The following is a 13594-nucleotide window of genomic DNA, read 5'->3' as shown; positions in this document are numbered from 1 at the left end:
GTCTTGGATTAAAACCACCGAGCTACTAAACACGATCACTGATGGGCAGTGACGCGAATCAAGTTACCGAGCAACCCCAAGGCGCACAAGCCGGCGGATTCTGGCGTACCTGTAGGCAACGACGCAATATCTTGTAGCTCTCAGGAAGTAAGGTGTAGGGCGTTTAAACAAGCGATCTCGAATGGCCTTGATGGGGCTGGTGTGGGCGGGACTGCGGTGTCGGTGCAACCCCGCCTCGTGCATGTGGGTTCAAGCCCTAGGCAAGTACTTTCCAACCCAACTGATCGCGAGCCTCTTGCAGGTCGGACTGCATATCGTGATCCCACAGCCACTCGAAACGCTCTGCGAGGGTTGTACCCAGCATCTGCTCGTTGTCGGCGACAACCGGATCGCGCAGTTCATAGAGTTCGCCGGCTTCCCAGGAGGTGCGCTGCACACGACAGGCACGCGGACGGCGGATGGCGTCATAGGCCTCCAGCACAGCCTGTGGCCGGCTTGCCAGCACTTGTGAGGCAGCCAGCATCTCTTCCTGGGTGGCATTGCGAACCCATGGGGAATCGCTCGGCCAGACCGGGTCAGGCCGACTGCGGTCGGAAGTGAAAGCCACCACGTTGATCAGTCGGCCTTGTTTGACCGGGAACGTGAAGATGTGTGCATCGAGTCCCAAGTACATCTGCGGGACATCGACCAGGTGTTCATCGACACCCCGAGCCCGGTAGGCCGCGCGCAACTGTTGACTGTCGATCATTCCGCGGTAGGCGCAAGTGCCGCTGAAGCGGGGTGCCGCGAGGGGGTGGCCAAGGCCTTGGAGAACATGGTCACGGATCGAAGACTTGATGCCGTCAGCAGCGATCAACAGATCGCAGCGATGTTCGCTGCCATCGGTGAACAACACGCGGGCCTGTCCGGCATCCTGCTCCACGCGGATCGCGCGCTTGCCGAACTGGGCGATTCCCTCGGGCAACTGCTGGCCAACGCGTCGAGAAAGTCCGCACGGTGCACCGAAGACTGCCCTACCCCTTCGGCCAGGCTGGCGCTCAGGTAGCCGGCATCCTCGCCACGGCGCCATTCGAACCAGATATCCTGCCATGGATCGAGCGTGCGGTCGGCGATTTGCCGTTAGGGTTCGGCGATGCCCAGCATCATCAATGTGAATATTGGCTGGACGCCGAGCCCTGACGGCTCGATGCGTTTTGGATCAGGAACACCAGAATGGCTATCGCCCCGACCAGTCCCGGAATGGCAAAGATGAGGAAGCTCGCCTGTAACGGCAGCGAAGAGGCATGCAAGGCGCCGCCCAGCAACGGACCGATGATTGCACCAGTGCGACCCACGCCCATCGCCCAACCAAGACCGGTAGCCCGTATCTGCGGCGGGTAATATTGCACGGTACAGGCGTTGGCCAGGATTTGGGTGCCGATGGTGCACGCACCGGCAACGGCAATGAGCAAATACAGCACCGGCAATGGCGCCTTGAGCGCAAGCAGACTCAGGGCCAACGCCCCGCAACAGAAGAAGACGAACAGGACCTTGCCAATGCCGATTCGATCGCCCAGCCACCCACCAGCTACCGCGCCGATAATCGCACCAAGATTCAGCGCCACCAGAAACGCCAGGCTCGAGTTCAATCCGTATCCGGCGGCGCTCATGAGTTTTGGTAACCAGGAGCTCAGCGCATAGACCATCAGCAGGCAACAGAAAAACGCCAGCCAGAGCATGAAGGTGCTCAACTTGCGCCCCTCCCGGAATAGCTGTGAAATCGAAACGTTCGAGCCTTTAGCGGCGATGCGGTTTAACTGGTCGGTTGCGTCTGGCACATAATCCGGTACGGCCTGCGTCAATAGCGACTGGGCCTTGAGTGTCTGCCCGGTGCGCAGAAGGAAATCCATCGACTCGGGCAACTGTCGTATTAAGAATGGCAATGCCAACAGTGGAATCAAGGCCACATAGAACACTGCTTGCCAGCCCCACAGGGGGATCAGCACCATGCCCAGGCCGGCAGACAACATGCCCCCCAGAGAGTAGCCACTGAACATGAGGGCAACCAAGGTACTGCGCGATTGCTTGGGCGCGTACTCGTTCATCAGCGCGACAACGTTCGGCATGACCCCACCGATACCCAGCCCGGCAACGAACCGGCACAGCGCAAACGCCTCCGGGCTCTGCGCCAGGCCGTTGATCGCTGTAACCCCGCTGAAAAGCGTGACGCAGATCATGATGGTTTTACGTCTGCCTATCCGGTCAGATAATGATCCGAAAAACAGCGCGCCCAACATCATGCCTACCAGCGCACAGCTACCCAACGCCCCAGCCTGCAATGAACTCAGCCCCCACTCGGCCATCAGTGAGGGCAACACAACGCCATAAATGACCAGGTCATAGCCGTCGAAGATGATAATCAACGCGCACCAGAACAGTACGCGCGCGTGGAAGGCATTGAAACGTGCCCCGTCAATCAGGGCTGATACATCGATCGTACGCATGGCATCGCTCTTTTTGTCATTGTTATAGAGCCGCAGGTTCACAGACCTGCGGAAGTGGCGCGGTGCCCGACTCGCTGAGCCAGATGCGTGTCGTTGGTGAGTGACGTAAACCGTTCAGGATGTGGGCATTGCAGCGATCATGGCCAAGGCGTCAAGCGTGATAAATGCAGTGATCCGCATACCTGGTATTTCGAGTGTGAATAAAGATCAGGGACGAGCAAAAGCCACGCCGCCTTTGCGATGGACGCGACGCTGTAGCACTTGATAGGCTTGCGGCTCTTGCAGCGACCATTTCAGAGCGGTGCAGACCCAACGACGGGCAACGGGTTTATGACCCTGGCATGAGCCAACCTGCACGAGGCGTTATGGAATTACGTGAGCTGGATCTCAATCTTCTGTTGGTGTTCAACCAACTGCTGATCGACCGCAGGGTCTCGACTGCGGCGGATAATCTCGAACTGACCCAACCTGCTGTCAGCAACGCGCTCAAGCGGTTGCGTACCACCTTGAACGACGAACTTTTCGTGCGCACCTACCAGGGAATGGAGCCCACCCCCTATGCCCGGCAACTGGCCGAGCCGGTCGCGCTGGCCATTCAAACGTTACGCGATGCACTCAGCCGGCAGGACACCTTTGATCCGCTGAACTGCAAACGCAGATTCACCATGGCCATGACGGATATCGGTGAAATCTACTTCATGCCCAGACTGATGGACGCCCTGGCCGAACGCGCTCCGGGTTGCTCGATCAGTACGCTGCGCAACAACGTCGACACCCTGGCTGAAGGCTTGCAAAACGGTGCGATAGACCTGGCAGTCGGGCTGCTTCCGCACCTTCAAGCGGGTTTTTTTCAACAACGCCTGTTCCACCATCGTTACGTCTGCCTGTGTCGTAAAGACCATCCTGCCACCAGGGAGCCTTTGACACTCGAGCGTTTTTGCAGCTATGACCACGTTCGTGTTGTAGCGGCGAACACCGGACACGGCGTGGTCGACACCTTCCTCGCACGTGAAGGCATCGAGCGAAACATACGCCTGGAGGTTCCGCATTTCGTCGCGATCGGCCACATACTTCAACGCACGGATTTGCTGGCAACAGTGCCCGAACGATTTGCCGCCAGTTGCGAACAGCCGTTCGGCCTCTCCATCCTGGCGCCGCCTCTGGAGCTGCCGAAAATCGAGATCAATCTGTTCTGGCATGCGCGATACAACAAGGACCCGGCCAATCGTTGGTTGCGTCAACTCATGTTTGAGTTGTTCTCTGACTGAATGGACCAAGCCCTCCAAACATCACCGCCTTTGAACGTACAAGCATCGCTGAACCCGTCAGAACTTTTCAGGGATGCGCCTGAGCGGATAATCCGGTTCTCGATAGCCACCCGGCTTCTGCCGCTGGGGCAATGTCACTTTTTCGCGTGGCACATTCTTGTACGGGATGCGGCTGAGCAAATCGGTGAGGATGTTGAGGCGAGCCCGGCGCTTGTCGTTTGAGTTGGCCACAAGCCACGGCGCATAGTCGGTATCGGTCGCCTTGAACATCTCGTCACGTGCACGGGAGTAGTCATACCAGCGACCGTATGACTTCAGGTCCATAGGGGACAGCTTCCAGATCTTGCGTCCGTCCTTGATCCGCGCCTGGAGTCGACGGGTCTGCTCTTCCTGGCTGACCTCCAGCCAGTACTTGAGCAGGATCACGCCAGACTCGACGATCGCACGCTCCACAAGGGGGGCCGTTTTCAGGAAATTGACCACCTGCTCTGCAGTGCAGAACCCCATCACACGCTCGACGCCTGCCCGGTTGTACCAACTGCGATCAAAAATGACGACCTCGCCCGCTGCCGGCAGGTACGGCAGGTAGCGCTGGACATACATCTGGCTCTTTTCGCGGTCGGTCGGCGCAGGCAACGCCACTACACGAAAGATACGCGGGCTGACCCGTTCGGTGAGCGCCTTGATCGTCCCGCCCTTGCCGGCACCATCGCGCCCCTCGAAGACGATACAGATCTTGATGCCTTTGTGTTTCACCCACTCCTGCAGTTTGACCAGTTCGACATGCAGTTGGCGCAGTTGAGCCAGATAGTCTTTGTTTGTCAGTTTCACGTTTTCGGTGGAATGACGCTTGGCAGCGCCCTTCTTATTCTTTGCCATGACCGTAACCTCACGAATGTATGTCTCTGACCAATGAAAAAACCTGGTTCACAACGACAGCAAACCGCTGTACAGCCCATAGGCCGCCAGCCCCGCCCCGGTGATGACGCAGGTAAAGATGCCCTTTTCGAAATGGGTGAACAGCGGCTTGCCCTGCTCATGCTTGGCCCTGGCGAACAAAATCACCCCGGGCGCATACAGAAGCGCTGAAAGCAGCACATATTTCATTCCACCGGCATACAGCAACCACACTGCATAACAGAGCGCGATGCCGCCAATCAGCAGGTCCCTGGTGCGCTGCGCAGAGGCGTTTTCATAGGTTTCACCACGCCCGCTCAACAGCACTGCATACGCTGCCGACCATAGGTACGGCACCAGAATCATCGAAGAAGCGAGGTAGATAAGGCTGGTGTATGTACCCTCGGAAAACAGCGTGATCAGCAGGAAAATCTGGATCATGATATTGGTCAGCCACAACGCGTTGACCGGTACATGATTGGCGTTTTCCCGGGTCAGGAAGGCCGGCACGGTCTTGTCCCTGGCCGTGGCGAAGAGGATTTCGGCACACAGCAGCGCCCACGACAACAACGCCCCGAGCAGTGAAATCGCCAGGCCGATGCTGATCAGCAGCGCGCCCCAATGGCCGACGATGTGCTCCAGGACCGCCGCCAGCGACGGATTTTGCAAGGTGGCCAATTCGGGCTGGCTCATGATCCCCAGCGACAGCACGTTGACCATGACCAGCAGCGCCAGCACGCCAAGAAAACCGATGACCGTGGCCCGGCCGACATCCGAGCGTTTCTGCGCCCGGGCCGAGTAGACACTGGCGCCTTCGATACCGATGAACACGAACACGGTCACCAGCATCATGTTGCGCACCTGATCCATCACACTGCCGAAGTTCGGGTTGCTGCGCCCCCAGATGTCCCGGGTGAAAATGTCGACCTTGAAAGCCACGGCGGCAATGACGATGAACATGATCAGCGGCACGATCTTGGCCACGGTGGTCAGTTGATTGATGAACGCCGCCTCCTTGATCCCGCGCATCACCAGAAAGTGCACCGACCAGAGCAGGACCGAGGCGCAGCCAATGGCGATTGGCGTGTTGCCCTGGCCAAACACCGGGAAGAAGTAACCCAGGGTGCTGAACAGCAGAACGAAATAACCGACGTTGCCCAGCCAGGCGCTCATCCAGTAACCCCAAGCCGAAGAAAACCCCATGTAGTCGCCAAAGCCGGCCTTGGCATAGGCATACACCCCGGCGTTCAGTTCCGGCTTGCGATTGGCCAGGGTCTGGAAGACAAAGGCCAGGGTCAGCATGCCAACGGCGGTAATCGCCCATCCGATCAGCACGGCACCGGCATCGGCACGTTCCGCCATGTTCTGCGGCAGAGAGAAGATACCGCCGCCAATCATCGACCCGACCACCAGGGCAATCAGCGCGCTCAAGCGAAGCTTTTGCGTCGGTTGCGGCATGTTGCGTCTCCTTGCCCGGGGTGGACGTCGTCACCGACCTTCACATCGTTGGTTTAACTAAATAAATAAAGCGTAATGCGTTTATCAACTAACGCCAGTTATCCATTTTTTCATTTATAGCCGATCATTGTATTGCAACTTATTGAAATAGCGGTTTTTACCGGTACAAGGCGAATCGGCGAATCGATTAAATCAGGGCTTTACAAAACGCGAAATCCATCTAGCGTGTAAACTGCATTGGATTAGCGTTATTTTTACCCCTCAAACCGAAGCCTCTATACAGGGTTTTCCAGCAATGGTCCCGTGTCGAAATAAAGAGCAGCCAGTTGTTAATTGCTAATGGAAAATGACCGCACTTTGATCTAAATCAGTTAGTTGCGTAGCAAACGAAATTAATCTGCTTCTCTCTTCTTCCACATTGGAGTCATGCCATGTCTGAAGCCCCTGGAAAACTACGACTGGGTGCACTCGTTGCGTTGGTTGTCGGCTCGATGATTGGTGGCGGTATCTTCTCTTTGCCGCAAAACATGGCTGCCAGCGCCGATGTCGGTGCCGTGCTGATCGGTTGGGCCATTACCGCCGTCGGCATGCTGACCCTGGCCTTCGTCTTCCAGACCCTGGCCAACCGCAAGCCGGATCTGGACGGCGGTGTCTACGCCTACGCCAAGGCCGGTTTCGGTGATTACATGGGGTTCTCCTCTGCCTGGGGTTACTGGATCAGCGCCTGGCTGGGCAACGTCGGCTATTTCGTTCTGCTGTTCAGCACCCTGGGCTACTTCTTCCCCATTTTTGGCGAGGGCAATACTGTCGCGGCGGTGATCGGTGCTTCGGTGCTGCTCTGGGGTGTGCATTTCCTCGTACTGCGCGGGATCAAGGAAGCGGCGTTCATCAACCTGGTGACGACGGTCGCCAAGATCGTGCCGCTGCTGCTGTTTGTACTGATCGCGGTGTTCGCTTTCAGGCTGGACATCTTCACCGCCGACATCTGGGGCCTGAAAAACCCGGACCTGGGCAGCGTGATGAATCAGGTGCGCAACATGATGCTGGTCACTGTCTGGGTGTTCATCGGCATCGAAGGCGCGAGTATTTTTTCAGCCCGGGCGGAAAAGCGCAGCGACGTGGGTAAAGCCACCGTGATCGGCTTCATTACCGTGCTGCTGTTTCTGGTGCTGGTGAACGTGTTGTCGCTCGGGATCATGACTCAGCCAGAACTGGCCAAGCTGCAGAACCCGTCGATGGCCGCGGTGCTGGAACACGTGGTCGGTCCATGGGGCGCGGCGCTGATCAGCGTCGGCCTGATCATTTCCCTGCTCGGCGCCCTGCTGTCCTGGGTGCTGCTGTGTGCCGAGATCATGTTCGCCGCGGCCAAGGACCACACCATGCCGGCGTTCCTGCGCAAGGAGAACGCCAACCATGTGCCGGTCAACGCCTTGTGGCTGACCAACGCCATGGTCCAGGTGTTCCTGGTCATCACGCTGTTCTCGGCCAGTACTTACCTGTCGCTGATCTACCTCGCCACCTCGATGATTCTGGTGCCGTACCTGTGGTCGGCGGCCTATGCCCTGCTGCTGGCGGTACGCGGCGAGAGCTATGAAAACGCCGCCGCCGAACGCCAGAAAGACCTGGTCATCGGTGCCATCGCCCTGATTTATGCGATCTGGCTGATCTACGCCGGCGGCGTCAAATACCTGCTGCTGTCTGCCCTGCTCTATGCCCCCGGCGCGATTCTGTTCGCCAAGGCCAAGCTTGAAGTCAACAAACCGGTTTTCACCAACGTCGAGAAGCTGATTTTCGCAGCGGTCGTCGTGGGCGCCCTGGTGGCGGCCTACGGGCTGTATGACGGTTTCCTGACCCTGTAACACCAACTGTTTTGTCATCTGGAGGAACACGGTAATGACCACGGAAAAAGTCAAGTACGGCGTCCATTCCGAAGCAGGCAAACTGCGCAAAGTCATGGTTTGCTCTCCCGGCCTGGCCCACCAGCGGCTGACCCCGAACAACTGCGACGAACTGCTGTTCGACGATGTGCTGTGGGTCGCCCAGGCCAAGCGCGACCATTTCGACTTCGTCACCAAGATGCGCGAGCGCAACGTCGATGTGCTGGAAATGCACAACCTGCTGACCGACATTGTCGCTATCCCCGAAGCCCTGGACTGGATCCTGGAGCGCAAGATCACCGCCAACTCGGTGGGCCTGGGCCTGGTCAACGAAACCGCTTCCTGGCTGCGCAGCCTCGAGCCACGCAAGACCGCCGAGTTTCTGATCGGTGGTGTTTCGGCCGATGACCTGCCGACCAGTTTCGGCGGCAAGACCATCGAGATGTTCCGCGACTTCCTCGGCCACTCCAGTTTCATTCTGCCGCCGCTGCCCAACACCCAGTTCACCCGCGACACCACCTGCTGGATCTACGGTGGCGTGACGCTCAACCCGATGTATTGGCCGGCGCGGCGCCAGGAAACCTTGCTGGCCAGCGCCATTTACAAATTCCATCCGCAATTCACCAACGCCGACTTCCAGATCTGGTATGGCGACCCGGATCAGGAGCATGGCAATTCCACCCTTGAGGGCGGTGATGTGATGCCGATCGGCAATGGCGTGGTGTTGATCGGCATGGGCGAACGGTCGTCCCGCCAGGCCATTGGTCAACTGGCAGTCAACTTGTTCAAACACAAAGCCGTCGAAAAAGTGATTGTTGCCGGCCTGCCAAAATCCCGCGCAGCGATGCATCTGGACACCGTGTTCAGTTTCTGTGACCGCGATGTGGTGACCATCTTCCCGGAAGTGGTGAACCAGATCGTCGCCTTCACGCTGCGTCCGGACGAAAGCAAACCCGGTGGCGTCGACATCCGTCGCGAAGAAACCAACTTCCTCGACACCGTGGCCCAGGCCCTCAATCTGAAAGCGCTGCGCGTCGTTGAAACCGGTGGCAACAGCTTTGCCGCCGAACGTGAACAGTGGGACGACGGCAATAACGTGGTGGCGGTGGAACCCGGCGTGGTGATCGGCTACGACCGCAACACCTACACCAACACCCTGTTGCGCAAGGCCGGTGTGGAGGTCATCACCATCAGCGCCGGCGAACTCGGACGCGGGCGTGGCGGTGGCCATTGCATGACCTGCCCGATCATCCGCGATCCAATCGATTATTAAGGAGATCCCGTCATGGCTTTCAACATGCGCAACCGCAGCCTGCTCTCGCTGATGCACCACACCACCCGCGAGCTGCTCTATTTGCTGGACTTGTCCCGAGACCTCAAGCGCGCCAAGTACACCGGCACCGAGCGCCCGCACCTGCAAGGCAAGAACATCGCGCTGATCTTTGAAAAAACCTCGACCCGCACCCGCTGCGCCTTCGAAGTCGCGGCCCATGACCAGGGCGCCCACGTCACCTACATCGACCCGGTGTCGTCGCAGATCGGCCACAAGGAAAGCATGAAAGACACCGCCCGCGTGCTGGGGCGGATGTTCGATGCCATCGAGTACCGCGGCTTCGAACAGGAAATCGTCGAAGAGCTGGCGAAGTTCGCGGGAGTCCCGGTGTTCAATGGCCTGACCGCCGAGTACCACCCGACGCAAATGATCGCCGACACCCTGACCATGCGCGAGAACAGCGACAAGCCGCTGCATGAAATCAGCTACGCCTACCTCGGCGACGCCCGCTACAACATGGGCAACTCGTTGCTGATGATCGGCGCCAAACTGGGCATGGACGTGCGCATCGCCGCACCGAAAGCGCTGTGGCCACATCAGGATTTCATCGATCAGTGCAAGGCGTTTGCCGAGGAAAGCGGCGCGCGCATCACCATCACCGAAGACCCGAAAGCAGCGGTCAAGGACGTGGACTTCATCCACACCGACATCTGGGTGTCGATGGGTGAACCGGTGGAAGCGTGGGACGAGCGCATCGAGCAATTGCTGCCGTACCAGGTCAACGCGCAAATGATGAAGGCCTCGGGCAACCCGCGGGTGAAATTCATGCATTGCCTGCCGGCCTTCCACAACAGCGAAACCAAGGTCGGCAAGGATATCGCCGCGCGCTATCCGCACCTGGCCAATGGCGTGGAGGTGACCGAAGAGGTCTTCGAATCGCCGGCCAACATCGCTTTCGAGCAAGCGGAAAATCGCATGCACACGATCAAGGCGATCCTGGTGTCGGCGTTGGCGGATATCTGACGGCCCGCGCGGTTCCCACTGGCGAAACACGGCCCTTGTGGGAGCGAGCCTGCTCGCGAAGAGGGACTGACAGTCACCATAGATGTCGGCTGATGCACCGCTTTCGCGAGCAGCTCGCTCCCACACTGGGCGAGTTCCAGCTGGCGGACCAAGTCGTTCACAAACTTGTTTAGAAGGACTGCACCATGCGTATCGTCATCGCTCTGGGCGGTAACGCCCTGCTCCGCCGGGGTGAACCCCTGACCGCGGACAACCAGCGCGCCAATATCCGGACCGCCACCGAACAGATCGCCAAGGTCCACCCCGGCAACCAACTGGTGATCGCCCACGGCAATGGCCCGCAGGTCGGCCTGCTGTCGCTGCAAGCGGCGGCCTACACCCAGGTGTCGCCTTACCCGCTGGACGTGCTCGGTGCCGAAACCGAGGGCATGATCGGCTACATCATCGAACAGGAACTGGGCAACCTGCTGGACTTCGAAGTGCCCTTCGCCACCCTGCTGACCCAGGTCGAAGTCGACGCCAACGACCCGGCATTCCAGCACCCGAGCAAACCCATAGGCCCGGTCTACACCAAGGCCGAAGCGGAAAAACTCGCCGCGGAAAAAGGCTGGGCCATCGCGCCGGACGGCGATAAATTCCGTCGCGTGGTCGCCAGCCCGAGACCGAAACGCATCTTTGAAATCCGCCCGATCAAGTGGCTGCTGGAAAAAGGCAGCATCGTGATCTGTGCCGGCGGTGGCGGCATTCCGACAATGTACGGCGCCACTGGCAAGCTTCAAGGCGTGGAGGCAGTCATCGACAAGGACCTGTGCTCGGCACTGCTGGCCGAACAGCTGGAAAGCGATTTGCTGGTCATCGCCACTGACGTCAACGCCGCTTTCATCGACTTCGGCAAGCCGACCCAGAAAGCCATCGCCCAGGCCCACCCCGACGAATTGGAAAAACTCGGCTTCGCCGCAGGCTCCATGGGACCGAAGGTGCAGGCCGCCTGCGAGTTCGCCCGCCATACTGGAAAAGTCGCGGTGATCGGTTCACTCTCGGACATCGAAGCGATCGTCCAGGGCAAGGCCGGCACCCGCATCAGCACGGCGCAACCTGGTATTACTTATCTGTAAGGAGAGACGGCAATGGCAACGTTCGACCCGGGACATCTGCACTTCGAGCGTCACGCTCTGAACAAGGACGATGTCAGCTACGACCTGCTTCTCGACTATGAAGTCGTCCAGGACGCCAAAGAGGGCAAAGGAATGCAGTTCACACTGCATGGTTCGATCGAGGGCAAGGACGTGAAGGAAACGTTCTTCCTCCCCAAGGACCAGGCCTACAACTTTGCTCGCAACGTCACAAAAATTCTTGAAAAGAACGGCATCCCCAAAGCGCACAGCAGCCTCGGTTCAAATCACAAATTCTACGACCTGATGTTTGAGGACGTGCGGGTTCAGCTGAATATGAAATCGGGGGACCCGGTCAAACCCGAGCATCTGGAGTAACCCGCCGCTTTTGTAGGAGCGAGCGGTGCGGCGATCCGATTTGCCCGCGAAGAGGCCGTGTCAGTCGACATTAATGTTGAATGACACACCGCCTTCGCGGGCAAGCTCGCTCCTACAGGTCCATCACCGCAGTGAAGTAGCTCGTTGGCTCAGTTCCTGTTCACGGATCAAGCGCTTGTTGATTTTCCCGACACTGGTTTTGGGGATATCGGCAACGATCCTGATCTGCCTGGGGATCGCCCATTTGTTGATACGCCCGCTCACGACATACTGATGCAGATGGGTTTGCAGAATTTCCATGGTGATACCCTCTCCTGGTGCGCAAACGACCAGGGCCACTGGCCGCTCACCCCACTGCGAATCGGGAATGCCGACCACCGCCACCGACGTTACGGCAGGATGTTCGCTGATCAGACTCTCCAGTTCCAGCGAGCTGATCCACTCCCCTCCCGTCTTGATCACATCCTTGATCCGGTCCTTGATCTCCACCACACCCGAGGCGTCGATCGAGGCGATGTCACCGGTGTGCATCCAGCCGTTTTCCCAGAGTTGCGCCCCTTGCTCCGGTTCTTTCAGGTAACCCTGGGTCAACCAGGGTGCCCGTACCACAATCTCACCGAGCGCCTCACCATCCTGGGGCGCCTCGTTGCCGCTGGCGTCGATGATACGCAAGTCCACCATCGGCACCGCCATCCCGGTCTTGATGCGAGCGGCCACCTGCGCTTGCGCCGGTTGTTCGAGCGCGGCCTCACTCAGGTGACTCAGGCAGAGCAACGGACAGGTCTCGGACATGCCGTAGCCGCTATGGATGCGCATGCCCCGCGCTGTCGCCTGGGCCGCAAGCCCCTGCGTCAGTGCACTGCCGCCCAGGAGCATTTTCCAGCCGTTGAAGTCGGTCCGGGCCGCTTCATCGCACCCCAGAATCATTTGCAGAATCGTCGGCACGCAATGGGAAAAGCTGACCTGTTCGTTGCGGTACAGCCTGACGAGGCCATTGGGTTCGTAGCGCCCCGGGTAAACCTGCTTGATCCCCATCAACGTCGCGACATAGGGCACGCCCCAGGCATGCACATGAAACATCGGCGTGATCGGCATGTAGACATCGTCGGAACGCAACAACGGCGCACCCTGGTACACACCCAGGGTACCGACTGCATTGAGCGTGTGCAGCACCAATTGCCGATGGGTGAAGTAGACGCCCTTGGGACTTGCGGTGGTGCCGGTGGTGTAGAAAATCGTCGCGACCGAGTTTTCATCGAAGTCCGGGAAAGCGAAGTGAGGCTCGGCGTCCGTCAGCAGGCTTTCATACTCCCCCAGCACCGCAAGCTCGGTGTGCGGCGTGTCGCCATCACTGAGCTGGATATAGCCTTTGACGGTCGTCAGCTGACCATGAATGGACTCGACCAAGGGCAGGAAATCATCATGAACCAGCACCAGGTCATCCTCGGCGTGGTTCATGGTGTAGAGCACTTGCTCCGTCGAGAGACGGATATTGACGGTATGCAACACGGCGCCAATGATCGGCACGGCGAAAAAACATTCCAGATAACGATGGCTGTCCCAATCGAGCAACGCCACGGTATCCCCAGCCTTGACGCCTGCTTTCGTCAGCGCGTTGGCCAGCCGTTTGATGCGCTCGTTCAGCGTGCGGTAGCTGTAGCGCAGTTTGTCGGCGTAGACAATTTCCTGCTCGGGCGCATAGCGCGCGCCCGAGAGCAACAGGTTCTTGATCAACAGCGGGTAGGCGTACGCGCCCTGCGCGGGGGAGATTATTTTTGTGGTTACCACGGTGAAGTCTTCCTGATTCTGTTGATTGGAGACCATC

The 13594-nt window shown here is 58.8% G+C and carries 10 protein-coding genes and 1 pseudogene; 6 read left to right on the top strand and 5 right to left on the bottom strand.

Annotated features, from left to right (window positions below; translation table 11 throughout):
• Positions 1-256 precede the first annotated feature (256 nt).
• Positions 257-1170: pseudogene (locus tag ACA041_RS15590) on the bottom strand (Rossmann-fold NAD(P)-binding domain-containing protein); the annotation flags it as partial.
• Entirely contained in the window at positions 1146-2483 is a 1338-nt protein-coding gene (locus ACA041_RS15585; RefSeq protein ID WP_497442085.1) for an MFS transporter, read from the bottom strand. The pseudogene ACA041_RS15590 and the gene ACA041_RS15585, both read right to left, overlap by 25 nt.
• A gap of 365 nt (positions 2484-2848) precedes the next feature.
• Between ACA041_RS15585 and ACA041_RS15580 the strand changes: the two genes are divergently transcribed.
• Positions 2849-3751 (top strand): LysR family transcriptional regulator, encoded by a 903-nt coding sequence (locus ACA041_RS15580; RefSeq protein ID WP_497441939.1) that lies wholly within the window; start codon positions 2849-2851, stop codon positions 3749-3751.
• A 57-nt stretch (positions 3752-3808) separates the two neighbouring features.
• Here the strand turns inward: ACA041_RS15580 and ppk2 are convergent, their stop codons facing one another.
• Together ppk2 and arcD (ACA041_RS15570) are read right to left on the bottom strand one after the other, a co-directional pair.
• Positions 3809-4630 carry a polyphosphate kinase 2 gene (ppk2, locus tag ACA041_RS15575; RefSeq protein WP_497441938.1) on the bottom strand — a complete coding sequence of 274 codons (822 nt, stop codon included), beginning with the start codon at positions 4628-4630 and terminating at the stop codon, positions 3809-3811.
• Positions 4631-4678: 48 nt separating this feature from the next.
• Complete coding sequence (gene arcD / locus ACA041_RS15570) at positions 4679-6106, bottom strand: arginine-ornithine antiporter (protein ID WP_497441937.1); 1428 nt, start codon at positions 6104-6106, stop codon at positions 4679-4681.
• A gap of 431 nt (positions 6107-6537) precedes the next feature.
• Between arcD (ACA041_RS15570) and arcD (ACA041_RS15565) the strand changes: the two genes are divergently transcribed.
• From arcD (ACA041_RS15565) to ACA041_RS15545, 5 genes are all read left to right on the top strand, one after another.
• Positions 6538-7965 carry an arginine-ornithine antiporter gene (arcD, locus tag ACA041_RS15565; RefSeq protein WP_497441936.1) on the top strand — a complete coding sequence of 476 codons (1428 nt, stop codon included), beginning with the start codon at positions 6538-6540 and terminating at the stop codon, positions 7963-7965.
• 34 nt (positions 7966-7999) lie between these two features.
• Positions 8000-9256: an arginine deiminase gene (arcA, locus tag ACA041_RS15560; RefSeq protein ID WP_497441935.1), complete on the top strand. Its 1257-nt coding sequence runs from the start codon at positions 8000-8002 to the stop codon at positions 9254-9256.
• A 12-nt stretch (positions 9257-9268) separates the two neighbouring features.
• Positions 9269-10279: an ornithine carbamoyltransferase gene (locus tag ACA041_RS15555; RefSeq protein WP_497441934.1), complete on the top strand. Its 1011-nt coding sequence runs from the start codon at positions 9269-9271 to the stop codon at positions 10277-10279.
• A gap of 185 nt (positions 10280-10464) precedes the next feature.
• On the top strand, positions 10465-11394 hold the full coding sequence (gene arcC / locus ACA041_RS15550) for a carbamate kinase (RefSeq protein ID WP_497441933.1): 930 nt from the start codon (positions 10465-10467) through the stop codon (positions 11392-11394).
• A 12-nt stretch (positions 11395-11406) separates the two neighbouring features.
• Complete coding sequence (locus tag ACA041_RS15545; protein WP_497441932.1) at positions 11407-11769, top strand: DUF5064 family protein; 363 nt, start codon at positions 11407-11409, stop codon at positions 11767-11769.
• Positions 11770-11892: 123 nt separating this feature from the next.
• On the opposite strand, the gene ACA041_RS15540 is transcribed toward ACA041_RS15545, so the two are convergent.
• Entirely contained in the window at positions 11893-13557 is a 1665-nt protein-coding gene (locus ACA041_RS15540) for a fatty acid--CoA ligase (protein ID WP_497442084.1), read from the bottom strand.
• Between the last annotated feature and the right edge of the window lie 37 nt (positions 13558-13594).

The sequence above is a fragment of the Pseudomonas sp. LBUM1676 genome (assembly GCF_059695605.1).
This window is presented reverse-complemented; position numbering and strand designations above follow the sequence as displayed.